At 58.0% G+C, this 26411-nt stretch carries 21 protein-coding genes, 3 tRNA genes and 1 other RNA gene; 16 read left to right on the top strand and 9 right to left on the bottom strand.

The genetic code is table 11. The features are described 5' to 3' along the window. Nucleotides 1–391: 391 nt before the first annotated feature. The 4 genes from U9R25_18810 to U9R25_18795 form a co-directional block, all read right to left on the bottom strand. A complete protein-coding gene (locus U9R25_18810; protein ID MEA3337945.1) occupies nucleotides 392–1135 on the bottom strand; it encodes a cohesin domain-containing protein in 744 nt (247 codons plus the stop codon). Between the two features lie 32 nt (nucleotides 1136–1167). Next, on the bottom strand, nucleotides 1168–2715 hold the full coding sequence (locus U9R25_18805; protein MEA3337944.1) for a cohesin domain-containing protein: 1548 nt from the start codon (nucleotides 2713–2715) through the stop codon (nucleotides 1168–1170). 168 nt (nucleotides 2716–2883) lie between these two features. Further along, entirely contained in the window at nucleotides 2884–3111 is a 228-nt protein-coding gene (locus U9R25_18800) for a DUF433 domain-containing protein (protein ID MEA3337943.1), read from the bottom strand. A 368-nt stretch (nucleotides 3112–3479) separates the two neighbouring features. Further along, on the bottom strand, nucleotides 3480–5957 hold the full coding sequence (locus U9R25_18795; GenBank protein ID MEA3337942.1) for a VIT domain-containing protein: 2478 nt from the start codon (nucleotides 5955–5957) through the stop codon (nucleotides 3480–3482). Nucleotides 5958–6128: 171 nt separating this feature from the next. Here U9R25_18795 and U9R25_18790 point away from each other — a divergent pair, with 171 nt between their 5' ends. From U9R25_18790 to U9R25_18770, 5 genes are all read left to right on the top strand, one after another. Next, complete coding sequence (locus U9R25_18790) at nucleotides 6129–7103, top strand: PIG-L family deacetylase (protein ID MEA3337941.1); 975 nt, start codon at nucleotides 6129–6131, stop codon at nucleotides 7101–7103. Nucleotides 7104–7392: 289 nt separating this feature from the next. Continuing rightward, nucleotides 7393–7875 carry a transcription elongation factor GreA gene (gene greA, locus U9R25_18785; GenBank protein ID MEA3337940.1) on the top strand — a complete coding sequence of 161 codons (483 nt, stop codon included), beginning with the start codon at nucleotides 7393–7395 and terminating at the stop codon, nucleotides 7873–7875. 87 nt (nucleotides 7876–7962) lie between these two features. Further along, the gene (gene lysS, locus U9R25_18780) at nucleotides 7963–9507 is read left to right on the top strand and encodes a lysine--tRNA ligase (GenBank protein MEA3337939.1); all 1545 of its coding nucleotides are present in this window, start codon (nucleotides 7963–7965) and stop codon (nucleotides 9505–9507) included. A 54-nt stretch (nucleotides 9508–9561) separates the two neighbouring features. Continuing rightward, nucleotides 9562–9633 (top strand) — tRNA-Gly (locus U9R25_18775). Nucleotides 9634–9754: 121 nt separating this feature from the next. Further along, complete coding sequence (locus U9R25_18770; GenBank protein MEA3337938.1) at nucleotides 9755–12373, top strand: hypothetical protein; 2619 nt, start codon at nucleotides 9755–9757, stop codon at nucleotides 12371–12373. Between the two features lie 87 nt (nucleotides 12374–12460). Here U9R25_18770 and ffs read toward each other — a convergent pair. From ffs to U9R25_18755, 3 genes are all read right to left on the bottom strand, one after another. After that, nucleotides 12461–12725, bottom strand: an RNA gene (gene ffs, locus U9R25_18765) — signal recognition particle sRNA large type. A 97-nt stretch (nucleotides 12726–12822) separates the two neighbouring features. Next, nucleotides 12823–12913 (bottom strand) — tRNA-Ser (locus tag U9R25_18760). A 191-nt stretch (nucleotides 12914–13104) separates the two neighbouring features. Further along, a tRNA-Ser gene (locus U9R25_18755) sits at nucleotides 13105–13192 on the bottom strand. A 120-nt stretch (nucleotides 13193–13312) separates the two neighbouring features. Between U9R25_18755 and U9R25_18750 the strand changes: the two genes are divergently transcribed. The 9 genes from U9R25_18750 to U9R25_18710 all read left to right on the top strand — a co-directional run bounded on the left by U9R25_18750 (nucleotide 13313) and on the right by U9R25_18710 (nucleotide 20817). Next, on the top strand, nucleotides 13313–14866 hold the full coding sequence (locus tag U9R25_18750) for an acyl-CoA carboxylase subunit beta (GenBank protein ID MEA3337937.1): 1554 nt from the start codon (nucleotides 13313–13315) through the stop codon (nucleotides 14864–14866). Nucleotides 14867–14928: 62 nt separating this feature from the next. Further along, nucleotides 14929–15300 (top strand): OadG family protein, encoded by a 372-nt coding sequence (locus tag U9R25_18745; GenBank protein ID MEA3337936.1) that lies wholly within the window; start codon nucleotides 14929–14931, stop codon nucleotides 15298–15300. 149 nt (nucleotides 15301–15449) lie between these two features. Beyond that, nucleotides 15450–15917, top strand: coding sequence for a biotin/lipoyl-containing protein (locus U9R25_18740; protein ID MEA3337935.1), 468 nt, complete (start codon nucleotides 15450–15452; stop codon nucleotides 15915–15917). 30 nt (nucleotides 15918–15947) lie between these two features. Then, nucleotides 15948–17066, top strand: a complete 1119-nt coding sequence (locus U9R25_18735; GenBank protein MEA3337934.1) for a sodium ion-translocating decarboxylase subunit beta — start codon at nucleotides 15948–15950, stop codon at nucleotides 17064–17066. 88 nt (nucleotides 17067–17154) lie between these two features. Next, nucleotides 17155–18072 (top strand): DUF2877 domain-containing protein, encoded by a 918-nt coding sequence (locus U9R25_18730; protein ID MEA3337933.1) that lies wholly within the window; start codon nucleotides 17155–17157, stop codon nucleotides 18070–18072. A 126-nt stretch (nucleotides 18073–18198) separates the two neighbouring features. Continuing rightward, nucleotides 18199–18849, top strand: coding sequence for a histidine phosphatase family protein (locus U9R25_18725; GenBank protein MEA3337932.1), 651 nt, complete (start codon nucleotides 18199–18201; stop codon nucleotides 18847–18849). 2 nt (nucleotides 18850–18851) lie between these two features. Continuing rightward, nucleotides 18852–19646: a GNAT family N-acetyltransferase gene (locus U9R25_18720; protein ID MEA3337931.1), complete on the top strand. Its 795-nt coding sequence runs from the start codon at nucleotides 18852–18854 to the stop codon at nucleotides 19644–19646. Between the two features lie 75 nt (nucleotides 19647–19721). Then, nucleotides 19722–19967, top strand: a complete 246-nt coding sequence (locus U9R25_18715) for a hypothetical protein (protein ID MEA3337930.1) — start codon at nucleotides 19722–19724, stop codon at nucleotides 19965–19967. Then, nucleotides 19954–20817, top strand: coding sequence for a cyclase family protein (locus U9R25_18710; protein ID MEA3337929.1), 864 nt, complete (start codon nucleotides 19954–19956; stop codon nucleotides 20815–20817). The genes U9R25_18715 and U9R25_18710 overlap by 14 nt, the downstream gene beginning before the upstream one ends. 84 nt (nucleotides 20818–20901) lie before the next feature. Here U9R25_18710 and U9R25_18705 read toward each other — a convergent pair whose 3' ends face one another. Together U9R25_18705 and U9R25_18700 are read right to left on the bottom strand one after the other, a co-directional pair. Further along, nucleotides 20902–21402 (bottom strand): DUF1294 domain-containing protein, encoded by a 501-nt coding sequence (locus U9R25_18705; protein MEA3337928.1) that lies wholly within the window; start codon nucleotides 21400–21402, stop codon nucleotides 20902–20904. A gap of 13 nt (nucleotides 21403–21415) precedes the next feature. Then, nucleotides 21416–22321: a glutaminyl-peptide cyclotransferase gene (locus tag U9R25_18700; protein MEA3337927.1), complete on the bottom strand. Its 906-nt coding sequence runs from the start codon at nucleotides 22319–22321 to the stop codon at nucleotides 21416–21418. A gap of 428 nt (nucleotides 22322–22749) precedes the next feature. On the opposite strand from U9R25_18700, the gene U9R25_18695 reads away from it, so the two are divergent. Further along, on the top strand, nucleotides 22750–25020 hold the full coding sequence (locus tag U9R25_18695) for a substrate-binding domain-containing protein (GenBank protein MEA3337926.1): 2271 nt from the start codon (nucleotides 22750–22752) through the stop codon (nucleotides 25018–25020). A 45-nt stretch (nucleotides 25021–25065) separates the two neighbouring features. Then, nucleotides 25066–26127, top strand: a complete 1062-nt coding sequence (locus tag U9R25_18690; protein MEA3337925.1) for a uroporphyrinogen decarboxylase family protein — start codon at nucleotides 25066–25068, stop codon at nucleotides 26125–26127. Nucleotides 26128–26411: the final 284 nt, after the last annotated feature.

The raw sequence follows: 26411 nt of genomic DNA, 5'->3' as shown, positions 1-26411 counted from the left end.
ATGGTATTCACTCCAAAATTGTAATCCCGATTCTCCGGGCAATCCTTTGTCATGAATGCGATCGCACTTTCAGTGCCACCAAGGACACCCTGTTCTACCGACTGCGTACCGACGCAAAAACCGTGATGCTGGTGCTCACCTTGCTGGCCTTTGGTTGTCCAGTACAAGCCATTGTGCAGGCCTTTGGCTTCGATGAACGCACGATGAAAAGCTGGTGGCGACGTGGCGGGTTTGGCAACGTGCCGGCCCCGCCGGCTTGTCAGATGGCCGCAAGCGCGAACGAATCGGGCCGGCAACGAAGAGACTGCCAGCCCGATTCACCATTGTCAGAGCCGACCTGCCGTTTCCCACACGGCAGGTCGGCGAGTGGCCTTATATGCGGCCTTTCCCGTCAATCCTCCAGGCGCTGCCCACAGTTGATGCAGAACTGGCTTCCAGCCTCTCGCGGCGTGCCGCAGTTAGGACAAAAGCTGCGTATGCCAGCAGAAGGTTGTGCCGGCGGAACCGATGACACCCCCTCCGGCGGCGGAGCGTATTGCGCTGGGACAACGGGCTGAGGTTTCCGTCGCCGGCGAAGCAGGAAAATCAGCAGTACGAACAGCAATGCAATTGCCAGGAGGGCCAGGATGAGCGGTAATGACACAGGCAGCGCCGGCGGACTCACCGTGAATTCCCCTCCCTCGCTTGTGACGAGGATGTCCAGATGGGTTTTGCCGACCCACGCTTTCGTGTTCTCCAGGCGGAGCGGGGTACTCTGCCCCTTTTTACCCTTCACGGTGAAGTGCGTCATCAACACGGTGCCATCCCCTTCAATGGTGTCGAGGCTGACGAGACCGACAACCAGCCTGCCCGGCTCGGACGCATTGAAATCAAGGAGGACATTGTCTCCCAGCAAGGGGCCCCTCTCTACCGTTGTGGCTTCCAGGACTGCTGCATCATAGATGAGTTCCAGGTGCAGGGCGCCAATACCGGACGCGCCCTCAACAGTGATTGGTATGGCCACTTCACTGCCTGGCGCAGATTCCGCTGATCCCACGCGAACGGTGACTGAGTTGGCCAGGCTGATCGAGGCACTGAGCAGAGCGGCACCCAATACCAGGCAGGCAATGAGCAGGTAAGAGTATCGTCTTCGCATCTCTGAATCTCCTTGCAAAGCGAACCTGTGTCCTATTTTTTCCCGACCGCGCCCTGGAGAATAACCACGGCATCGCGCGACGTTACCTGGCCATCACCGTCCACGTCCAGAGTCGGGCGTTCGGGGATCAGCCTCACCGACATTTGCAGGGCGCACAGGGCGTCCAGCTCGGTAAGTACCCCGTCGCCGTCGCAATCGCCCGGCAGCATGCCGTCTGGGCCGACGATCAGGATGGCCCCATCAATGCGGTCGATCGTCAACACCGTTCCACTGGAGTCGTTGATGGTGCTGACTCCCACATCGAGCACTGTCTGATCGCCCGGCTGACCGATTGCGCGGAACGGCATGTAAGCCACCGTGCCTGTGCCGTTGACGCCGCTCGTTTGGGCAAATCCGGCCCTGATCAGCCCTCGCTCTCCGGAGTTGCTGCTGAAGAGCGCATTAGCCAGCAGATTGCCCTTGATTAGGTCGCCCTCGGGCGCTGCGACGCCGGCATCATAGCCTATGCTGAAGTTGATGTTGGCGACATTGGCCCCGTTGACCAACCAGACCGGCACGTAAACGAAATCGCCGGCCGCCACGCGGCGTTGCCCTGCCTGGAGGGTCATACGGTCGACCGCAGCCGGTTCCGAGGAGCCAGATGGCGGCGGCGGGAAATCACTGCCTGGAGCGGTACTCGATCCCGAGCCAGTACCGCCGCTCCCCGTGCCGGAACCCGTTCCGCCGCTGCCCTCGCTCGTGCCAGAACCTGTTCCACCGCTGCCGCTACCCTCGCTCGTGCCAGAACCTGTTCCACCGCTGCCGCCACCCTCGCCCGTGCCAGAACCTGTTCCGTCGCTGCCGCCACTGCCCTCGCTGCCGCCAGTGCTCGAACCGGGCGAAATCGTTTCTGGCTCTCCTTGCCAGTTCGCCTGATAGAGATAGACGACATCGTAATACATGGTTTGCGCCTCCGGTGGACCATAGATCGTGGGTGGGTCCAAGGAATAGGGGGTGCCGGCGTAGATGGACAACTGGAAGGCAATATAGTCGTGGCCAGCGTTTTTGTCTACTCTCAGTTTTCCTGACCCGCTGGTACGATAGGTGTCTGCGGCCCCTTTCGCATATATGCGCCCTACCGAACCCATCGTATCGTATTCCCCCAGGGTGCTAGTATCCTGTATGAGAGGAGAAGGAAGAACGCCATCAAGGCCCATGATATTCATGAAAGAGTCATAGTCCACTTCCCCACAGGCCGCTCCCTCTATTGCCCCGGTTCCGGTTGTGGTAAAGCTTGTGCCCGGGCGCAGTTGCGTGATGTCCCCTTCAAATGCCCAGCGGAATTGATACAGTTCAGTGCAGGTGTCACTATAGCGGACTTGCAGGCGGATCTCACCGCCTGTCGCGTCGGCCTCCACAGACTCGATGGAAATCATCTCCTCCCAATAAGGGCCAGTATGCCCGGCCACACCGCTCATCACCTTGGCCAGCCCATAGCTGGAAACCTCTTGCTGTGCCTGAGCAATTGGGCCTGGCCCGGTGGTGGCCGCAAACAACAACAGAGCGAGGGCTGCCAACTTGATAAATCGGTCTGGGATCACTCGTCTACCTGATTCGTGGATTCCCCAAAAACGCCGCATTTGCATGGCACACCTCCTAGCCTCCCGAGTGCTGCTCGAGGACAGTAACGGCATTATAGCCAACCTGGCGCAGTAAATCGCCTACCTCAACTGGCAGATTCTCATCAATCTTGAATTACATGGCGTTGTCTATGCCGGAATAGCTACAACACGCTCGCGGGCCAACTCGGCAGCGTAGGTATTAGCAGCCTGTATCGCCTCACGATTCAGGGATGGGTAACTCTGCAGAATCTCATCGGGAGAGAGACCGGCAGCGAGGTTGTCGAGTATAACCGAAACCATAATGCGCGTACCCTTGATACAGGCTTTTCCATGACAAATTGTGGGATCAACGACAATGTCATCTTGCCAACTCATAAACGACCTCCGCGAAACACTGTTGCCTCAATTATACCGCGTTTTTCTTGCGCTGCCTAACGGCCGCTTCAGCCGCGCTTCGCGTCGGCTGCAAGCCTTGTCAGGCAGCGCAAGCGGCCCACCCTCGCCGATGTCGTACCAAGCATCTCAACCAACCTGAGTTGCCAACGTTTGCTTCATTTCAATGAAGGCCGCTTCTTCCAATTCCACGCGTTCTCGGATGACGTAGGCTAGCCACTCCTCGACGCTGTCAGTGCGATGCAGTTGGGCTAAGAATGCTGCCTGTGCAGCAAGTTCAGCGGGTTTCGCCACCCATCTCATCGAGGCGCTTGAGTATTCAATCGGCGCTGAACGAACCATGCCAGTACCTACAAGTGCCTGCGTTTAATCAAGAAGCAGGTCATCAGTAACGTGCCGAGACCCGCTGCCGGACCGGCACACAGGGGATTCTGGCCCGCAACCGTCTCAGCAGAGGGCAGATCGCTTGCGCCGGTTTGCCCTGCCCCATCCATTGATGCCCCGTCAGATATTCCGGCCGTTCCATTGGCTGGATGATCCTCCACTATCATCGTTCCGCTGAGAGTCTCTCCTGCGTCGGTCACCACGTAGACGATTTCTTCCAGCACCACGATCAGGTTTGGGCTCACCGCGAAGTAGGCCGACCATTCAGGATGGGACGCCAGCAACTCGAAATACTGCGGACTTCCGAAGATCAATTCCTGTTTCACCACATCCTGTGTGAACGTGGTGTCAACCCACCGTCCACCCTGGGCGACAAAGGCCTTGTCCAGCGCGTGGCGTACACCGCTTTCCTCGGCGCGCGACTCTGCCACGGTATCGGCAGACCGTAAGGCCTCGCGGGCTTCGCTTTCCTCTACAGCCAGCGCGCCAGAAGCCGGCGCTTCCGGCATCTCCACCGCTGCCGACTGGAATTGCTGGGCCAGGGATTTTCCAAGCTCGACGATGCTCTCCAACGGCGCCATTTCTCCTTGGGCCACCTCCTGGCGCAGGCGGGTGGGGGAGGGTGCGCCCAGCGGTTGGACACGGCCATCCAGCGCCGCTCCTGCGAAGGTTGGTTCCGGCACGAAGAAGGAGGTATAGGGGGTCGCGATGCCATACCTGGAGCTGAGCGCCACCACAGCGTCGATCAACTCCTGATTGGAACCGTGCAGCCGGATCTCGTTGAGCAGATATCCGATCTTGCGCGTCGCCCATAGACGGGCCACGAAGGGCTCCCCTCCTTCTTCACGTAGCATCAGGTCGTCGAAGGTAAAGCTGGCCGCTTCGCCATTCACGATGCCCGTGATGGTGACATCCACGGGGCCGCCCTGCCGGTAACGGCCGGCAAGCACCAACTGCTCTCCGGCGAAAAGGTCGGGCAGGGGATAGGGGTAAAGATCTTCGGCGAATACCCTGCCGAAGTCCAGTGCGAGATTGGTCAGGACCGGGGTTGCGATCCTGGCGTAAAATGCCGATACGACCTCATCGATGCTCTCGTTGGGTCGCACATAGGCACTGGTGCCGCTGTTCTCCTGGGCAATGGTGTCCAGCAGCACCGTGTTCACATCATCACCTACGCCGAAGGTAAAGATCTGCACGTTCTGATCGGCGTTGTGGCGTACGTTTCCGATGATAGTGCGCGGGTCTGTTTCGCCCTGGGTGGGCAGACCATCGGTCAGAAAGATCACCACCGTGGGCCGCGATGGATCGGTTTGCGAAAGAGCCTGAGCGAGGGCCTGGTTGATATTTGTACCCCCTTCGGCATACACCTGGCTGGCGAAATGGCGCGCGTCGTCGATCCTGTCGACCGGCTGGAGATCCCACTCGAACTGGCGTACTCCGGTACTGAAGGTCAGGATATTGAAACGATCCTGAGGATTGAGGCGCTCAAGCACGTAGTTCAACGCGTCGCGCGCCTGATGGATTTTGGCCCCTTGCATGGACCCGCTTGTGTCCAGCACCAGAAGGATATCGCGCGCCACGACCTGTTCCGGGTCGATCTCCACACCGGGGGCTGCCAGCATCATGAAGAACCCATCCTTGCCCTCTGGCTTATAGCTGAACAGACTGACGCCTATATCGTTTTCGTCGATCCCGAAGTAGAGCTGAAAATCTGAGGTCAACGAGGCGTTGTTTTCCTCGTAGCCTGCCATGGCCCGGTAGTCGGTTTCCCGGTGGACGACAATTGGATGGCTGGGAGAATATATGGTCTTGAGGGGTGTACTGCTTTCGATCACGGCGGAAATCGCCAGCTGATCCACAATGCTCTGACGACCACCGACCAGCGGGTTTCTGCCCAGGGGAAATGCATAACGGACCAGCCCGTTCTCGATCGGTAGCACCTGGCTGTAGGTCAGTTCAATCTGGCGTTCGCCCCCGGGCGGAATGGGGAACAGGCGGGCCTGGAAGAGATCACGTCCCACATATTCCAGAAGCGCCGGGTCTCGTCGTCGCCGAACTATCTCCTCATAGATCGCCCTGGCCTCTTCCTTTCGTTTGATCTCACCCTCAACCTGTTGTCCATCCACGATCATGTTGAATTCAGAGATCGCCGATTGTTCTGGAAGGGGAAAGATGTAGGTACCCTCAAGCGGGGTGTTGGTCCCGTTGAAAAAATTCTGCTTGATGTGGGTCGTGGCAATCTGATCGTCTATTTCAACGTTGACGTGGTAGTAGGTCAGCCGGACCGGACCGGGCCATTCCAGCAGCATGGGGCGGGGCGTCGGAACCAGATCGTCTACCGGCGGAACCGGTTCTGGCAGCGGCGAAAAGAAGGGCTCCTGGGCCGCTGCCTGGGCAGTGGGCAGCAACAGCGCCAACAGAAGCAAGATTACGAGGGTTCGCATGACAGGCCTCCTTGTTCTACTCGTTTTCCTTTGAACGTTTACTGATTATTTCATGCCGCCAGTCGCCGGTTTGTTCAGATATGGGGCGCGCTTGCCCTACACAACAGCCAGTGTTATACTCTGACCGACCACGAAAATCCCGTTTCAATGCATCGTGGAGGAAGCAAAACCGTGTCACCAGTCCAGCACATCTATCTCTCTCCCCACTTTGACGACGTTGTTCTTTCCTGCGGGGGACAAATCGCACAGCGCACCCTGGAAGGAAAAACAGTTATCGTCTCCACCGTCTTCGCTGGCGTGCCCGGCCAAAAGACGCTCTCCCCGTTTGCCAGGGCTATTCATTCACAACCTGGCGCGCCCCAGGACTCTGTGGAAGGGCGCCGGAAGGAGAACCAGGACGCGCTTGACATTCTTCAGGCTGCCTGGCGTCCCGGACTCTACCTTGATTGCGTCTACCGGAAAAATGCCCAGGGAAAACGTTGGCTGTACGACAGCGAAGAGGCCATTTACGGGCCGGTCGCCGCGGAGGAATCGGAATTGGCCATGGAGCTGGCTCAGGTCTTTGCCTCCTTGGCGCCGGCACCCACCGATTGTGTCCTCTATGCATCCCTTGCGATCGGTCATCACGTGGATCATCAACTGGTGCGTGATGCCGCGCTGATATTGCATAACCAGGATTATAACGTCCTGTTCTACGAGGACTATCCCTCGGTAATACGCGATCAGGACAGCCTGGGCTTCGTGCTGGCAGAGCACGAGACCGGCAGCTGGATTCCAGAGGTCGTAGCCATCAACCGGGCAGCACTGGATCGCAAGATAGTGGCCGCGAGGCAGTTTCAGAGCCAGGTCCGGGCAGTGTTCGGACCATCGAGGCAGGTCGGCGAAGACCTGGTAGGCAAGGCGCTGACCGAATACGCCGAGCAGATCGCCGAAGCCACCAACAGCGATCAATACGCGGAACGCCTTTGGCGTCCGGTGGGCAAAATTGAACCGGGCCCCCTCCAGAAAGTCGATGTCGGGCCCGAGCAGGAAGCTCAGACCGGAACTGTTGAGACGGAACCCGAAGAACCTGAAGAACCTGAGCGATCGATAACCCAATCTCCCCCGACTTTCGTCGATAGACTCAGGGGAATAATCGGGGATTGATCACCAGCCTGCGAGTTTCTGTTGGCCGGTGAATTCGAGTGACCGGGTGCCAAGTTTGCATCTGCCAGGTTTTGCGGTATAATAGGTCCGTCTGAGGGACAACTGAGAGGCGGCTCTCAGTTGTTGCATTTTCAGATGGGAACATTCCAATCAGAAACCGAAAAGTTAGTTTCACCCGGCACTTTTGCGAGTGCCGGGCTTTGTTGGATGCAGGTGGTGCCGTTACGACAATACACCTCCAGTCGAGGAAAGGCAACATCCCAATTCATCGAGGTCAATTCAAAACGCTATGGCAAACGGAAAACCAAAACCTGTCTACATCACCAAAGAAGGCTTGCTGGCGCTGCAGGAAGAATTGGACTATCTGCGTACCGAGGGTCGGGCCGACGTCGCCCAGAAAATTGGGGACGCCAAGGCCGATGGCGATATTTCAGAAAACGCCGGCTACGACGAGGCAAAGAACCAACAGGCCTTCCTCGAAGGCCGTATCATGGATTTGGAGCGCAAAGTCAAGTATGCGGTGATTATCGAGAATCAAGACTCCCCCTCCGACCAGGTTGGTCTGGGCCGTTCGGTCACGATACGTGAAGTCGGCTATTCCGACGACGAAACCTACATGATCGTAGGGTCGGCGGAGGCCAATCCGAGCAACGGGCGCATTTCCAACGAATCCCCCATGGGGCAGTCGTTGATGGAAAAGAGAGTCGGCGACACTGTCGCGGTTGACACACCTGGCGGACAACTGGAGTTCGAGATCGTCGGTATCAACTGATCCTCACGGCGATGCTTGCTGCCGTTTTCCTTTTCTGTCGCCGCGACCCCGGTCGCGGCGCTTATCTATGTGAAAGGCCAGGCCTCCATGTCGCAGACTAATAAAAATCGCGAGAGCGTCCGAACTGAGAAACTTGATGAGCTGAGAGCGCTGGGCGTCGATCCCTACCCACCGCGACTGGACGAGCAGCGCACGCACACCTGTCTTGGCGCGATCGAGGCCTTCCAACAGGCGGAAGCAGCCGGCGAGCAATCCCCTTCTGTCGAAGTCTGTGTTGTCGGCCGGCTGGTCAGCCGACGGATCATGGGCAAGGCCTCCTTTGCCCATATCGAAGATGGCACCGGACGCCTTCAGATCTTTGCCAAGAGAGATGCCCTGGGAGTCGAGACCTACAATACGGTCTTCAAGAAACTGATCGACCTGGGGGACTTCATCCTCGTCTCCGGTAAAATGTTCCGCACCCGCACCGGAGAGATCTCCTGCGAGGCTAAGCACCTCCAGCTCCTTTCAAAGAGCCTGGAGCCCATGCCCGATAAATGGCATGGTTTGAAGGATGTGGAGACCCGCTATCGTCGTCGTTATGTCGATCTGATGGTCAACCCAGAGGTGCGCGAGGTGTTTGTGACGCGCGCCAAACTGGTCAGCGCCCTGCGAGGGTACCTGGATGCCAATGGCTTTCTGGAAGTCGAGACGCCCATTCTCCAGCCGATCTACGGCGGTGCAGCCGCACGGCCCTTCACGACCTACCACAACCAGCTCCACCAGGACCTCTATCTGCGGATCAGCTTTGAGCTCTACCTGAAGCGTTTGCTGGTTGGCAGCTACGAGCGCGTCTACGAGATCGGCCGCGACTTTCGCAATGAAGGTGTCAGCCTCAAGCACAATCCTGAATTCACCCAGCTCGAATTCTACGAGGCTTACACCGACTATCATGGCGTGATGCAACGCACCGAGGAAATGATCGCGCACGTGGCCCGCGAACTGACAGGCGGCACGACCATCACCTACCAGGGACAGGAGATCGACCTGGCGCCTCCCTGGCGCCGCGTCACCCTGCGCGATGCAATCATTGAACATGCCGGCATTGACTACGCCGGGTATTCGACAGCGGAAAGCCTGGCTGCAGCGATGAAGGCCAGAGGCCACCAACCGGAATCTACCACGAACCGCGGCAAACTGATCGACTCCCTTTTGGGCAACTACGTCGAACCGAATCTGATTCAACCCACCTTCGTGCTCGACTACCCCATCGAAATCAGTCCCCTGGCCAAAAAGAGCCAGGATGACCCCACCACCGTGGAACGTTTCGAATTCTTCATTGCCGGCCTGGAAATGGGCAATGCCTTCACCGAGCTGAATGATCCGGTGGATCAGCGGGAACGTATGGAAATGATGCAGGAAATCTACGCCGCCGGCGACGAGGACCGTCATCCGATGGACGAAGATTATATCCTGGCGATGAGCTACGGCATGCCACCCATGGGTGGATTTGGCACCGGCGTCGACCGCTTGGCTATGCTGTTTACCGATAGCACGGCGATCAGAGATGTGCTGCTCTTCCCCCACCTTCGCAGCAGTGCTCAACCTGGCGACTCAACCGAGATATCGGATGACGCCGAGTCGATTGAATGAGATCGAAATTCTCCTTGACACTACCACCCAAGCTGGTATAATGAAAGCATAACTGCGGGTGTAGCTCAGTGGTAGAGCTTCGGCTTCCCAAGCCGAGAGTCGTGGGTTCGAACCCCATCACCCGCTCACATCCAGATTGCCCCTCCCCCCGCAGAGCCGTCCCTATGCCCATAGGGGCGGCTTCTGTGTTCCCCCCGCCAAGAAACAGCTGTTTGCCTTTCGCCAGACTTGGTGATACCATCGCGTCATGACCACGCGTCCTCCTGCTGGCCGCTTCAAGGAAGCCCTCCTGCTGGCCGCCATCACCCTGGGATCTTTTGCCCTGCGCCTGATTCAGTTGGGCAGGGATAGTCTGTGGTACGACGAGACCGTGTCTGTCTTTCTGGCAGGCAAACCGGTCGGCGCTCTGATCGGACACACAGCCCGCGATATTCACCCGCCAGGCTATTATCTCTTGCTCCGGGCCTGGCTAGCGCTTACCGGCTTCCCCACCGGGCAGGCCGGCACAACGGGGTACCGGCTGGAGTTTTCTTCGGCCTTCCTGTCCCTTTTCTTCGGGGTGTTATTGGTTCCATTGATCTGGCTGCTGGCGCGCAGGCTGCAACTGAGAGGGAGAATCGGTCTGTTGGCCGCCTTGCTCGTGGCCATCTCTCCCTTCGCCATCTGGTATAGCCAGGAAGTCCGCATGTACACCCTGGGCGCCAGTCTTGGCATCGTTGTCTTGCTGGCCACCATTCCCTTCCTCTTCGGCAAACGAACCCCAGGCGCTCTTGCCTGGCCGGCAGTCATCTATGCGCTGGCAGCCGCCGCCGGCATGTATACCCTCTACTACTTTGCTTTCCTGCTGATCAGCGTCAACCTGTTGCTGATCCCATTGCTGCTCTGGCGGGCGTTTCCAACTTCGAACCGGACGCGTTCCATGGACCTTCCTGACACGCATCTGGGCAATGGTTGGAGACCCCTGGTTATTTGGGTGATTTCCCAGCTTGGGGCCGCGTTGCTCTATCTCCCCTGGTTGCCTGTGGCCTGGCGCCCGGCCACTGATCCCCCCGTGCCGCCATGGCGGACCGCCCCCCGGTTTGGCCAGGCATTGATTGAGAGCTGGACAGGATTGAGCTTCGGCCAATCAGCTGATCCGGGATTATTCTGGCCTTTGCTTCTGCTCACACTGGGACTGGTAATCCTGGCCGCACTGGCTGGTTTTGGCGTGCTGCATTCGGGCGAAGGGACCGGTGAGGCAGCTGGGGAAAATCCAGGTTCAAATCAAAGCGACCACAAGTTGGCGACCGCCCTGGTTCTGGTGGCAGCCTTTGGTCCGGGGCTCCTGATTCTGCTCGCATCGTTGCTGACGCCACTATACCACGTCCGCTATCTTTTCACCTATTGGCCGGTCTTCGCGCTGCTACTCGCCATGGGCTTGAACGCCGTCGCTCTGTGGCGCCAACCGGCGGGCAGGTGGATCGCCGCTGGCATGCTCGCGCTGCTCGTGTTGGGATCTGCCTGGTCGCTGAAGGATTTCTGGTCCGACCCCGGTTTTGCCTCTGACGACCACCGCACCGCAGTTCGCGAGTTGGCTGAACGGTGGCGGCCCGGCGATGCAATCCTGGTCAATGCCGGCTATGCCTATCCCCCGTTATTGACGTATTGGCCCGCTTCGATCGCATGGCGCGGCCGTCTCAGTGACTATACAGCCGATCACTCCAACGACGCTCAGCTTCAACAGAGCGCTGTCATCCTCCAGACCGGACACCTGGATGGAAATCCCGATTTGGGCTGGGGCGACCCCCGCTCCGATTTCTACGCTTTACCCTCCGAACTCATGCGGGATCAGCTCGATCTGGTCTCCCGGACTTTCGATCGACTCTGGCAGTACCGCATCTATGACACCGTAAATGATCCCGATGGATTGGTGCGTTCGCAGCTTTCCAGTAAATGGATCCCCGTCGACGACCGGCTCTACAACGGCGAGGCGTTTCTGCGGGTCCAAAACTGGCAATCGGCTGCTACTCAAGATGACTTTCCGCCGGAACCCACGGCTGTTTTCGATGACTGGCTGGCCATGGCGGCCGATCCCTCGCCAGTAGCACTGAGGACAGAATCGGGAACCAGGCTGTACACCGGTCCCCTGCGATTCCTTCAGCTGCCGCAGCAGGCGGGACAGCCGGTCGCACTCTCAGCCCGCCTGGTCGACGAGGTTGGCATGGTATGGGCAGTTGAAGACGAACCCCTGGGCGGTAACCTGCTCTCGCAGGCTGGAGATCTGGCGATTGCACAGCCCCTTGGACTCCATATTCCACCCGGAACACCGCCCGGCCAGTATTCCCTGGCGATCGTCGTCTACGATCCGTCGACGGGTCAACCGCTAACCGTCACGGCTGGGGTGCAGGCATCCGCCGATCAGGTCACCCTGGGGACAGTTGAGGTGTATCGCCCGGCTCATTTGCCCAAACCACCGGCCGGTGGGGTCGAATTCGAAGGCCTCACCCTGGTGGAAGCCAGTTCACCTGCAACCGCCATCAGCCCCGGAGACAGCGTGCCGGTTTCGTTTCTCTGGCAGGCAAACCGAAACCTGGAGGGAGAGAGGCTGGTGGTAGTCGTACAGCTACTTTCGGAGGAGGGACAGGTCGTAGCCAGTGTGGAGGAGCAGCCTGTCGGCGGGCGTTACCCGACCTCGAATTGGCTGGCGGGAGAATTGGTGAGAGACACCCATCGGCTGGATGTGCCCGCATCAACGCCTGTCGGGCAGTATCAATTGATTGTTGGTCTATACCGGGCCAGGGATGGTCAACGTCTGGAAACCAGCGGTTCCCCCCTGAGTTCCGCTATCAGGGACCATGTCTCGGTGAAAACGATCGGTGTCCACTGAAAAATGGCACCAGAAAATCGAAAGGACGGACCGCCGTGGTCCGTCCTTCTGGATTATCTTCCATGAACAGAAGAGGATTAGAACTGGCCGTGCACCCCTCTTCGAACTGCGCCCACCGGCTTACCGGACCAGCCAGCTCCAGCCAGGCACTCCCGTGGCACCCACAGGTTGCCGCTTATGGCTGCTACCTCCCGGTCCTGACCAGGTTCACAGGCCTGCGCCGCACAGGACCCAGCCTTCTATACCGCTTAGCCAGGCAGTCCCGGTGGCCGTCAGCCCTCCGAAGGGGAATTCAACCCCGCTATAGCGGATTTCGGGTTACAAGGCGCCGCTACCGCCCCGTCTAGCACGACCATGAGCATTTTACCGCAGGTCAATGCCAGTGGCAAGTAAATGGATCGATGGAATCGACGAGCCGGCACCATCCACGATGCCGGCTCGTCGAACAATGGCGGAGAGGGAGGGATTCGAACCCTCGATCCCTAAAAGGGATACGCGCTCTCCAGGCGCGCGCACTAGGCCAGACTATGCGACCTCTCCACGACGGCCTGCATTATACCACTGCAGGGGATGGCTAACAAAATCAGCCACAGATTGGCAGGAGTATGAGCTAGGTCATAGTCACGGTGATATCAAGATGCTACAATGGGGTCAAACGATGCTTTCCAATTACCTGAAAGCACACCATAAATCGAAAGGCCCCGCTTGAGCGGAGCCCGGATGCCAACAGGCGGAGAGGGAGGGATTCGAACCCTCGAGGGTAATTAGCCCTACGCGTTTTCGAGACGCGCGCACTCGGCCAGACTATGCGACCTCTCCATGAACGCGATTATAACACACGGGGTAGCACCGGGCAAAGCAGGAAGTGGACGCACACTTTGAAGACCCGGCAAGCCCATGGACAAGACTCTTCAAACAGTTTATCAAGGAAGGGCAGCGATGAACGAAGATCACTCTGAAATCAGCGAACTTCGCAAGCTCAGGCACAAGGCTGTTGAAGGAGGGGGCGGGCGCAACATCGATGCCCAGCATGCCAAGGGAAAACTGACCGCGCGCGAACGTCTGGCAGCCCTCCTGGATGAGGGTAGTTTCCAGGAATTGGGTGCTCTTGCGACCCATAATATCTCCGACTTCGGCATGGAACACAAAAAGTATCCTGGCGATGGCGTGGTTGCTGGATTCGGCACGATCCGAGGCCGCAAGGTGGCTATCTACGCCCAGGATTTCACGGTACTGGGCGGTTCCTTTTCCGAGGTGCAAGCCAACAAGATCTGTCGGATCATGGATGTGGCCCTGGAAAGCGGTATACCGATCATCGGTCTCGTGGACTCTGGCGGCGCGCGAATCCAGGAAGGGGTGCGCAGCCTGGCGGCCTACGGGGAACTGTTCACCCGTAACGTGATGGCCTCCGGCGTCGTCCCGCAGATCTCCGTTGTGCTGGGACCCAGTGCCGGTGGCGCCGTTTACTCGCCGGCCCTCACCGATTTCGTCATCATGGTCCGCAAAACTGGTTACATGTTTGTCACCGGTCCTGATGTCATCCGAACCGTGACGGGCGAGGAGATCAACTTCAGCGATCTGGGCGGCTCCGTGGTACACAACGCCAAGAGTGGAGTCGCCCATCTGCTGGCAGACTCCGAACAGCAGGCTTTTCTCCAGGTCAAACAGCTCATGACCTATCTGCCGCCCAACAACGCAGAAGATCCGCGGCGCGTGGAACCCTATGATGACCCCAATCGCATGGACGACGGCTTGAATCAGATTATTCCCGATGAGGACACCCAGCCCTATGATATGAGGCAGGTGATCGATATGATCGTCGATCGGGACAGTTTCTTCGAGATCCAACCCTATTATGCCCGTAATGCCATCGTGGGCTTTGGACGATTGGACGGCTACTCAGTTGGATTTGTTGCCAATCAACCCGCCTATCTGGCGGGGATTCTTGATATCGACAGCAGCGATAAGATTGCCCGCTTCGTGCGAATCTGTGATGCCTTCAATATACCGGTAGTTACCCTGGTCGATTGTCCCGGTTATCTGCCCGGGCTCGACCAGGAGCATCACGGAATCATCCGGCACGGTGCCAAAGTCATATATGCCTATTGCGAAGCCACGGTTCCCAAGATTTCCATCGTGATCCGCAAGGCCATTGGCGGTGCCTACATTGCCATGAGCAGCAAGCAAATGCGCTCCGATCTGGCCTTTGCCTGGCCGAGCGCCGAGATCGCTGTGATGGGACCTGAAGGCGCTGTGAACATTCTCTACCGCCGTGAACTGGCGGCGGCCGAGGATCCAGCCCTTGCACGGTCGGAATTCATCCAGGAGTATCGGGAGAAATTCCTCAATCCGTATGTGGCAGCGGATATGGGTCAGATCGACGAGATCATTGAACCGCGCGAGACACGGCCCCGGCTGATAGCGGCCCTGGAGATCCTGCGGGGCAAGGTGGCAACCAACCCGCCCAAAAAACATGGCTTGAGCCCCGTTTAGCGCGAGCTCAACCGACTCGGGATTTCGCCTGCCATTGGAGAGCTGTTGAACTACAGAAACACATGGATACAACCTTTTTCGAAGGATTGAAGATCACCGTAATAGGAATGGGCCTTGTCTTCGCGGCCCTGATCCTGCTATGGGGAATCATGGTTCTGATGGGCAGACTATCTGCCTGGCAAATGGGCCGGTCGGCCTCCAAAGAGCCTGCTTCCGATGCCCGGGCGCCGGCGCGTGTTGCGCCGGGAGGTGAACTGCCCACGACCGAAGAAATGGCGGCCATCGCTGCAGCGTTCGCCATTCTGCGCACGGAACAGGAGATCGAGGAGTCGATTCCCTGGCGCCTGCCACCAACCCTCACCAGGTGGGCGGCCGTCGGTTTTGGTCGCAAATTACATTCATGGCAGCCCGGGCACCCGAAACGAGAACCCTAAACGGCGGTCAGCGACACGGCGTCGTGGTGACGCGGTGACGCGGTGACACGGCGACGCGGCGATGGTATGGAGCACGAAGGCGGCGGTCAGCGTAGAAGCAGCCGCGGTCGACGGTCGGCGGTCAGACGAAACGGCGAGAGGATGACACCATGCGAAGTTTTCGTGTCAATGTCGGCGATGCGACCTACCTGGTCGAGGTAGAGGACGCAAAACGTTCCCCCATCAAAGTGAAAGTGAACGGCAAGGATTTCGAGGTAGACGTCGAATGGCAGGGAGCCGCCGCGGAGGCGACGGTCACACCGGAGCTCGTCCCTGCCGATCCCAGTCAACATACAACCGTTCCAGGGACCGGTCGTCCGCCGCTGCCTCCCAGACCTCACCTGTCTGAGGAGGAACGGCAGAGCGTGCAAAGTGTCGATGCGCCGATGCCCGGAACCATTCTGTCACTCAGCGTGAAAGTGGGCGACGAGATCGAACGGGGAGATGAGATCTGCGTGCTGGAAGCCATGAAAATGCAGAACAGCATCAAAGCGCCACGCAGCGGTAAAATCGCTGAAATTGCAGTGATTCCCGGAAGCAGGGTTTCCTATGGCGACCCACTGGTGCGCTTCTCCTGACCCGGACAAGCCAGAACCAAGAGGCTTTGCATGAACACGGACATCATTGGCCTGATTACTGCCGGTATCTCGGCCTTGACACTGGGTAACGTTTTGATGATAGCCGTCGGTGGCCTGCTCATCTACCTGGCTATCGCCAAACAGTACGAACCGGTGCTGCTGCTGCCCATTGGCGTCGGCGCTATCCTGGCCAACATACCGCTCACCGGTTTGACCGAGTCCGACGGCCTTCTCGGCATGCTGTACGATGTGGGCATCGCAACCGAGCTTTTCCCGCTCCTGATCTTCATTGGAATCGGCGCCATGACCGATTTCGGCCCTCTGCTGGAGAATCCCAAGATGGTCCTGCTTGGTGGCGCAGCACAGTTCGGCATTTTCGCAACCCTGCTTCTGGCCTTGGTGCTGGGTTTCAACCTGAACGAAGCCGCTTCCATCGGAATCATCGGCGCGGTGGATGGCCCAACCTCGATCTATGTTTCAAGCGAACTAGCTCCCCATCTTCTGGCACCCATTGCCGTCGCAGCTTACAGCTACATGGCCCTGGTACCTATCATACAGCCACCCATCATGCGCGCGATGACGACCAAAAAAGAACGCCAGGTGCGAATGCCATACACATCCCGCCCTGTGTCCAAAACGACCCGCATCCTCTTTCCCCTCGTGGTCACGCTGGTCACCGGAATCCTGGTACCTTTGGCAACCCCTCTTATCGGCATGCTGATGTTCGGAAACCTGATGCGGGAGTCGGGCGTGGTAGATCGACTGGCCGATTCGGCCAGCAACGAAATCGCCAACGTTACCACGATATTTCTGGGCCTGGCCGTCGGGTCTACAATGATTGCCAGTGAGTTCCTGCAGGTAACAACCCTGATGATTCTGTTGCTGGGCATCTTCGCCTTTGTCCTCGACACCGTGGCAGGCCTGCTTTTCGGCAAGTTGATGTACGCGACCTCCGGGGGGAAGTTCAACCCCCTGATCGGTGCTGCCGGCATTTCCGCCTTTCCCATGGCTGCCCGGGTTGTCCAGAAGGTTGGACAGGAAGAAGATTTCGACAACCATCTGCTGATGCACGCCATGGGCGCAAATACGGCGGGCCAGATCGGTTCAGTGTTGGCGGGCGGGATTGTGCTCGCTCTGCTCGCCGGTTGACACGCTGGCACTTTCCTTCCACTCATGGTAGAATCGCGCCCGGTAGCAACAAACCGTTGAAATTGGCATTGAATGTCCATCACATCTGATGATCCACCTCAAATCGATCAGCGCGACAATTCTACCCACCCTGTTGGACCCCGAACTGGAAGCCACGGTCGAGTCGGCATTTGCCGAGGCGTGCAATCTGGTGACCTTACAGGGACAGCACTTTGCCCTGGTGAGCGACAAGGTCGGCGACGGTCCCTTGAACGCAGTCGTCGGTCGTGATCAGGCCCTGGCACTGATCGACAGCGGCAGCCGCATCACCGGCGACGGCCGTTGCCTGCATCTCGGACCTGGCTGGCGTCTCGACCTGGAAGCGGCAATCAGTTGGGACCCGGTTCCTGACTTCAATCGTCTGGCTGCCTGGCCGTTCGTCGTGCGTACCAACCTGGCCTGGTTACGCGAAACCATTCCCCTGGAAGCACCAACCGCCAGCTTTGCGTCGGAGCCACAGAAGCAGGTGCAGGGTGCCTTTGGTAGCCGTCCAGCCATGACAATCGTTCAGGCCCAGGCAGCCAGCCTGACCAACGGCCTTCTGGACGCGTACCATCACGGGAAAATGAGCATTGTTGCCCTGTTCGCCCAGCGATTGGCCGGCCTGGGACCAGGTCTGACGCCAGCCGGTGACGATTGGCTGGCCGGTTGGCTGGTCGGGTTGCGCGCCGTAGGCTCCATGGGATTGAGCGATGTTCCCCTGGCGGCCGAGCAGGTTGGCAAAACGGTGATCAAGGCCGCTCGCGGCAGGACCAGCGATTTTAGCCTGGCTTTCCTCGAGATGGCCGCAACTGGCGCTGTGTCGCAGCCCTGGCACGACCTTCTCGAAGCCCTGAGCAGCGCAGACCCGGTGCCGATTAGACATGCAGCGTCGGAGATCATGCGTCGCGGCGCCACCTCCGGATCCGATATGCTGGCTGGTTTTCTGGCCGCCTTCGACGAACCGGATAACGATTTTTTTGGCTAACACCAGCCCGCAGCAACGGCTTCCGCGACGGCCGCTCCCGGCGATTCACGGACCATCCCTTTCTGCCCCCTTGGTTGATTTCAACCCATTGCACGCAAGTACCAGGCAACAAGGATTCTGACGTTGATGCTGACACTTTATCTCGTTCGACACGGATGGACTTCCTGGCACAACCAACGGCGGATCTGTGGCTGGTCCGACGTAAGCCTTGACCGGCGAGGCAAAAGGGAGGCGCAACGAACCGGACAGTGGTTCAATGACCATCTTTCGGGCAATCCAGTGGTGCTGCTTTCCAGCCCCGTTCGGCGAGCACTTCAGACAGCGCAGATCCTGGCCGGGCAGTTCGAGTCTGTGCCAACAGTCCTGGTAGATGAAGGGATTGCCGAGACCAGGGTGCCCGATTGGCAGGGACGCCTGGTGGATGAGATCATCGCCAATGATCCGCGATGGCCTGATTTTTACGAGGGCCCTGCCACTTTCCGGTTTCCAGGCGGCGAAACCGGCCTGGAGGTTCAGGAGCGCAGCGTGGCCGTTGTCGAAGGCCTGCGCCAGTCACCTGGCGAGCAACAGGTCATCCTGGTTTCACACGCCGATCCCCTGCGAGGCATCATCGCCCACTATCTGGGCCTTGCTGCAAACCACTACTACCGACTTCGAATCGACTGCGGTTCGGTCTCGAGACTCAGCTTGCCCGGCACGGACGACAAGGAGCAGCCTTCGCCCCCGGCCCGCCTGGATTTTCTCAATGTGACTGATCACCTGAAGGATGAGAAATAGAAGTGAGCGACGAACAACTAACAGTAGATTCAGCCTCGACCGTCACCCTGTGCGAGATCACGGAAGAAACCCTGCGTCCGATCCTGGCCCTGAACGTGGCTCCGAATCAGGAACGTTACGTTGCCTCCAACGAACGATCTGTTGCCCAGGCCCACTTCTCCGATAAGGCCTGGTTTCGGGGGATTTACGCCGACGACGTGCCTGTTGGCTTCATCATGCTATCCGATGATGCCAACACACCTGAGTATTTTCTCTGGCGCCTCATGATCGACGAGCGCTTTCAAGGCCGTGGCTTTGGCAGAAAAGCCGTCAGCGAACTGGTGAATTACGTTTGTACCCGTCCAGGGGCAACCGAGTTACTGGTGAGCCATGTGCCAGGCCAAGGCAGCCCAGGACCCTTTTACGAGAAACTTGGCTTTACCTATACCGGCGCTGAGGAATATGGAGAGCTTATCATGCGGCTTGCCCTGGAGCCAGTGGACTCTGGGGAAACCGGGCCGACCGCAGACCTGCCGTTAACCCATATCGTGCTGTTCAGATTGAAAGACAGGAGTCCGGCAATAATTACCGGGGTCGTCGAACGTTTGCGCAACATGCAGGGAAAGATTCCATCGCTGAAGCAGATCGAGGTTGGCAGCAACGTGGTCCCGTCCGATCGCGCCTACGATGTCGCGCTGCTTACGCGATTTGCGAGCCTGGCAGACATGGAGTCCTACCAGGTCCACCCGGTTCATCAGGAATTCGTGGCGTACATCCGGGACCTTGCAGACTCTGTCGTTGTCGTGGATTACCATTGACTTGACCGGCGAAGGCAAGTTACCCGGGAAAGCGGCGTCCACTTACTCTTACCCAACTCACAGGAGAACAACCTCATGCCTGACACCTATTACGATCCTGATATTGATGGCACCCTGCAGGATACTGCGGACCTCATCGCCTTGAAAGAAACCGAAGAGGAACAAGTTTTTTGGATCCTGTTCCTGGTACGCGAGCTGGAGAACTCTGAATCCAAAGAAGCCTACGACAGCCTGCTGACAAACCTTCAAGGGAAAATCGCTTCACGACTGGACAGCGGCAGCTGGCAAAAAATCATGGAGGCTGACGATGAAATTCATTGACTTAACGATCCCGCTGGGTATTGGGACACCCGCCTGGCCTACCTACGAGCCATTGCAGTTGAAATATTTCAAGCGCCTGGCCCCCAATGGCGCAAACGGCCAGTTGCTTACCCACTCAAATCATCTAGGTACCCACCTGGATGGAGAGATTCACTTCTACACCCCAGGAAAAGATATTGCCAGCCTGGACATGGATTATCTCACGGGCCCAGGCGTGATCGTCGATCTGTCCGATGCTGCCGGCGATTATGACATCTACACGTCGGCCATGGTCGAAGAGCGAGTCGAGGTACGTGAAGGGGATATCCTGATTATCCACACCGGCTTTCACCACTTCGGATGGGATCAGCCGACAGCGGATGAAATAGCCTATATGGTCAAACATCCTGGTCCCGACCGCGAATTCGCTGAATGGTGCCAGGCCAAACAACTCAAGTGGCTGGGTGTGGATTGCGGCAGTGCCGACCATCCCATGAATACCATTGTCCGGAATTGGATGCCCCGCCAGGCCCGCGAGGCGGAAGCCCACTTCCAGCAGAAGTATGGCGGGGGACTGGCTGACATCTTCACCGATGACAAGTACCAGCTCATGCACATCGAGATGTTTCCCCTCGGCATTGTCCACGCGGAGTGCGTAGGTGGCGATATCGACCTATTGCTCAATCGACGGGTCAATATTGGCTGCTTCCCCTGGCGCTTCGTGGATGGGGAGAGCAGCATTGCCCGAATCGTTGCCTATGTGGAAGATGACGAATACGAGGAACTGATGGCCCAAAAAGCGGCTATGCCCAAAACCAGATTTGGGGACGCGATTGGGCCGATGCCGCCATTGGCGAAGCAGGCCTGGTAACCGACCAACAGAAGACGGCAGACGACGGACGACAGACCGCGGTCAGAAGTCGGCGGTCGGCGGTCGGCGGTCAGTGGTCGGCGGTCAGAAGATAAAATCGATCACCCCATCGGTCACAGCAACCACAAAGCCGGTCAACCGTTCGACAAGACCCTCCAGAAACACAATCGCCTGGTCACCGAAGGCGATCAGATAAGCGACGATCAGAACAACCACCAGGAACTGCAGCCCCAGAGCCAGGATCAAACGCATCCGGTATTCAAGGCTGTCGGGTCCTGTCTTGTGATTGAAGATCAACATACCGAAAACGGTCCCTATTGTTCCGCCCGGAAAGGTTAGAAGCCAGATAAGATAGGCCTCCGGCACCCGTAGCGGCAAAAAAGTCAGGTGAAGACCGGTGAGCACCTTCGACATCAGCTTGTCGTAACCGTTCATCAGAAAGGATACGGTGGTGATGGCGAGCAGCCAGGCCGCCAACCAGGACACCTCGATCAACCCGAATATCCATTGAGTCAGGTAGGAGCAGGCGATGAGGATGACGGGGAAATAGATGAAATATGCGAAAACGCCCAGAACGCCGTTCACGAAATGAGAATCCTCACTCGGCTTCCGGAATCAACTCGATCTCGAAGAGCTTTGGCCACAGCTTGCCGGTGACGTAGAGACGATCGTTCTCGTCATCGTAGGCAATGCCGTTGAGCACGCCCGCAGGCTGATCGATCTCCTCCGGGTCCAGTAATCCACTCAGATCGATGACACCGATCACCTCTCCCGAATCGGGATCAATGCGGACGATGACATTGGTTTGCCAGACGTTGGCGAAAATCTCCCCTTCTATGTATTCCAGTTCGTTGAGCCGGGATACCGGTGCCCCCGCGAATGTGACCGTCACCTGATCCACAACCTCCAGTGAGTCTGGATCGAGGAAGTGAAGGGTCGGCGTACCATCACTCATGATCAGCTGCTGGCCATCCTGGGTCAATCCCCAGCCCTCGGTGGCATAGGTGAAGGTTTCCAGCAGTTTCAGGGATTCCTGCTCGTACACGAACCCGGTGCTCTCCTGCCAGGAAAGCTGGAAGAGTCGATCGTCGAACTCGGTGATACCTTCGCCAAAGTAGGGCTCCGGTATCTCCACCATCTGGCCTACCCGGCCACTTTCAAGATCGACCCGGCGCAGCGAAGATCGTCCCCGCAGGCCGGTTCCTTCGTATAGCTGCCCATCCTCGAAAATCAACCCTTGTGTCCAGGCGTTGGGGTCATGGGGAAATGCGTTGATGACCCGATAACCGTAGACCGGAATGTCCAACGCGCCCGCGGCCGGAGTCATGGTCTCAGCTGGCTCGAATGGCTCCTCATTCCTGGGAACAACCGGCGCCGGGACAGATGCTGGCGTCGGTTCCACGGTTGCCTCCGCCGCGGAGGGTGTTGTAGCGGTTGGCACGCATCCCGCAACCAGGGCCATTGTCAGCAAGCCAACGGCAAAAACAACACTAGGTAATCGCAATCTTCAATCCTTTTGACAACGGTGACCCGGACCGGTGGCGAGTGGCTCCTCGGCGGCATCGACCGGCTCACCGCAAAGAAGACCGGCGCTGCACTTTCTACGCGACAACGCCGGTTAGTTCCAAACCCATCAGATCAGAATTTTTGCAAGAAGGTAGTTGGCGATGCCATTGACAACTGCAAGTAGATTCGTGCAGGCTACGATCAGGCGGCAAGCTGCGCCATTTTAACATAGCGATTGACCTACGTCAAAGTTCCGGGGGGGGGCAGCCATTTGACTTCTGAGCGCTGATCATCCAATTTAAGCATCATTCAGGCAAACCGGGTTGACAAATAGCCGGAGTCAACGTATACTGCTTCTTGAATGATAAACGATTTCATGATATCGTTTGATGCAATCACGCAATTGCAGTCTGGCCAGGAGCTGTCGTGGCGACTATCGATGATGTAGCGAAACGAGCAGGCGTATCACCGGTCACCGTTTCCCGGGTTCTCAACAATGTGGGAAACGTGAGTCCCGCCACCGAAGCCAAGGTGCAACAGGCCATCGCGGAAATGGGATATGTGCCCAGCGGTGTCGCCCGAAGTTTGCGCTCGCGGCAGACACGCACGCTGGCACTGTTGGTACCAGACATCACCAACGCTTTCTGGACCACAGTGGCCCGCGGTGTAGAGGATGCAGCGCAAAGCCAGGGCTACTCGGTATTTCTCTGCAATACCGACGAAAACGCCGCAAAACAACGTCGATACCTGGAGGCAGTCGTCACCCAGCGGGTGGATGGCGTGATCATAGCACCATACGCCTCTGACCCCGAGACCCTCTCCCTGCTCAGAACCCGAAACATCCCAACGGTTGTGGTCGATCGGCATATCGACGACTGGGATGTGGACACCGTTAGTGGAGACTCCATCGCAGGCGCCAGGGCGCTGACGAAACACCTGATTGAGCTTGGCCACCGCAAAATCGCGGCACTCATGGGACCCGATAACACGTCGACCTCTACCGATCGCGTTGCCGGCTACCAAATCGCCCTGGCAGAGGAGGGAATCCCTGTCGATCCACAGCTGATCGTTTTTGGCGAGTTTCGTATTCATTCGGGTGAGCTCATGGCTGAGCAGATTCTCGACTCGGGAGCCAATCCCACCGCCATATTCGCAGGGAACAACAACATTGCCATGGGGGTCATCGATGCACTGGCAAACCGAGGTCTGCGTATTCCGGGGGACATGGCTCTCGTTTCCTTCGACGATCTACCCAACACCTCTCGACTCTTCCCCTTCCTGACCGTAGCGGTCCAACCCGTCTATGAAATCGGCACCAACGCGGCCCAGTTGCTGCTGAGCCGGCTGGAAGCCGAGGCAAACCTGCAGCCCCGTCGCGTGGTCCTGCCGACGCGGCTGATCATACGCCATTCCTGCGGAAGCAAACTGAACGATGAGCACGAGGTTGGCCTTAGTCTACCCCTGACGACAGCCCCCGATTCCGAAAGCGTGTTCGTGCCTCGCGTCAAACCTGAAGAGTTGAACCTTTCGCTGGACGGCCTGGGCCATCTGTCATTCTCGTCATCCAGCCGGGGGCAACGGCCTTCACCCCATCACCGCTCCGACGTCAACCGTTTGATGACAGCCCTGCAGCACCGGGAAGCCGACCGCTTGCCTCATCTGGAGTTCTGGATCACCAGCCAGGCGGTCTACGAGTATGTCCTGGAACGTAAACTGGACTATCAAATCGTCAATCGCACCATCGGCGACCAGGGTGCGACACCGGAAGATCAAGTGGAGTTGGCCCAGCGTCTCGGCATGGACGCCGTCGTATGCGATTTCGCGTGGCGCCCCAACAACGTATTTGCGACAGCCTCCGATGGCTCCCGACACTATGTGGATGGCACGGTGAAGAGTTTGGCCGACCTGGATGATCTGGAGACCCCCAGCTCAATGGCCGCACAGCTCAATAATCTCGAGCGCTATTTGCGGGCAATTCACGGCACCGGGGTCGGAGTCGTTGCCAGTTTCACCTCTTTTTTCGACAGCGCATTGCTGGCCGTGGGCATGAACGATGCCCTCTATATGTTTTACGACAACCGGGCCTTTCTGGAGAAATTAATGGATCGCCTGCTGGATCATCAGAGCAGAATCATGCGGGCGGTCTGCGATCGTTTCGCCGATGATCTGGCTTTCTTCCTTGTACGCGATGACATCGCCCACAATTCGGGTCTTCTCATCCACCCTGATATGTTCCAGGATATCTTTGCGCCCCGCATGAAGCGACTGATTCTGCCGGTCAAAGAGTTGGGAAAAAAGGTCGCATTTCACACCGTTGGTAAGATCGACCTGGCCCTGCCAGGCCTGTACGATATAGGCATTGACATCATTCACCCTATTACCCCTGAATCCAACGACATCTTCGCCCTGAAGCAGGAATGGGCGGGCAAGATCGCAATGGTGGGCAATATTCCGGTGGCCCTGCTCGCTTACGGCAAAAAAGAAACCATCGACGAGAAGGTCAGAGAATACTGCATGAAACTGGCGCCTGGTGGTGGCTACGTCCTCGGTTCTTCCAACAGCATCATGCAGGGCATTCCGCCCGAAAACTTTTTAGCCATGATCGAAGCGGTCCACCGTTACGGGCGCTACGACCGGCCTGGCGACGGCACAGCCGCTGTAACCCAGGAGTCCCCCCTGGAACGCCAAACATTCTAGCGTTTCGGAAGCGCTTGAAATGGGCTGAACAAGAGGTGATCGATAATGACACTGACATCCAAGGAACGAGTGCTGGCATCTTTCAATCATACAGAACCAGACCACGTTCCCTGCTGGTTGGGCGCTTCGCCAGAGTGGAAAAACCTGGCTCGCGTCTTCCTGAACCTGCCCGATGACGAGGCGCTGTTGAGATACCTGGGCGACGACTTCCGGCGAGTATTCTCCACTTACGCCGGTCCACCTGAACGCAGCCCCGATCAGATGCTGTCACCCGGGGCCACCTGGCGCTCACCCTTCGATATCGAACGTCACGGCTATGGCTATGGCATGCCGCTCACGAATCCCCTTAAGGGCGCCACCCTCGCTGAAATGCATAGATACCCGTGGCCCAACCCCGACTGGATGGATGTCTCGCTGATCGAAGCAGAAGCCAGGCAGTGGGGCAGCGAATACGCTATCCTGGGCGGTGAATGGTCGCCCTTCTGGCATGACGCCATCGACCTTCTCGATTTCGATGGCCTGATCTTTCAGATGTACGACAATCCGGAGATCGTGGATGCGGTGATGGCCTACACCGCCGACTACTACCTGGAGGTCAGCAGGCGCATCTTCGAAGCGGGCGACGCAATTGACATCTTTTTCATCGGCAACGACCTGGGTGCCCAGACCGGGCCCCTGCTCAGTCCACCCCTGTTCCGCCAATTCATCCTGCCCCATTTAGCACGTTTCGTCGACCTGGGCCACCAATATGGCAAACTGGTGGTCCTGCACTGTGATGGCTCCATCCGCCTTTTCATGCCCGACCTGATCGAGATCGGTATGGACGGCGTCCAGTCGATCCAGCCCTACGCCGCCGGCATGGAGTTAGGCGGTCTCAAGCGGGATTTCGGCCAGGACATCACCTTCTTCGGCTGTGTCGACACCCAGGCTCTGATCGAGGGCACAGGTGAACAAGCCCGGCAACTGACGATCGATACGCTGGATACCATGATGCCGGGCGGTGGCTTCATCGCCTCGCCCAGTCATGATTATTTGCTTCCGGAAACACCGGTAGAAAATGTCATTATTATGTATGAGACGATCAAGCAGTATGGATCATACTCGTAAACCGCAGCTCGTGGCCAGACAGCGTATTGCCGAAACACGCGCCAGGAACTCAGTAACTGGAGTTACGCAGTTCGCATACTGAGTGCAACCGTAGGGAGCAATCGAAGTGTGCCAACCGGTCAAATGCCGCCCTTCGAAGTCCTCCCGGACCGCCGACCTCACGCACCGCCTGCTGGCGTAGCTCACGCACCGCCTGCTGGCGTGCTGGCGAGGCTCAGGATGTCATTTGACCCGGATTTTGCCAAGTGCGTAACTCCAGCCAGTAGCTTTTCAGTGACTGGCCA

Source organism: Chloroflexota bacterium (assembly GCA_034717495.1).
In the GTDB taxonomy this organism is placed as follows: domain Bacteria; phylum Chloroflexota; class Anaerolineae; order JAAEKA01; family JAAEKA01; genus JAYELL01.
This window is presented reverse-complemented; position numbering and strand designations above follow the sequence as displayed.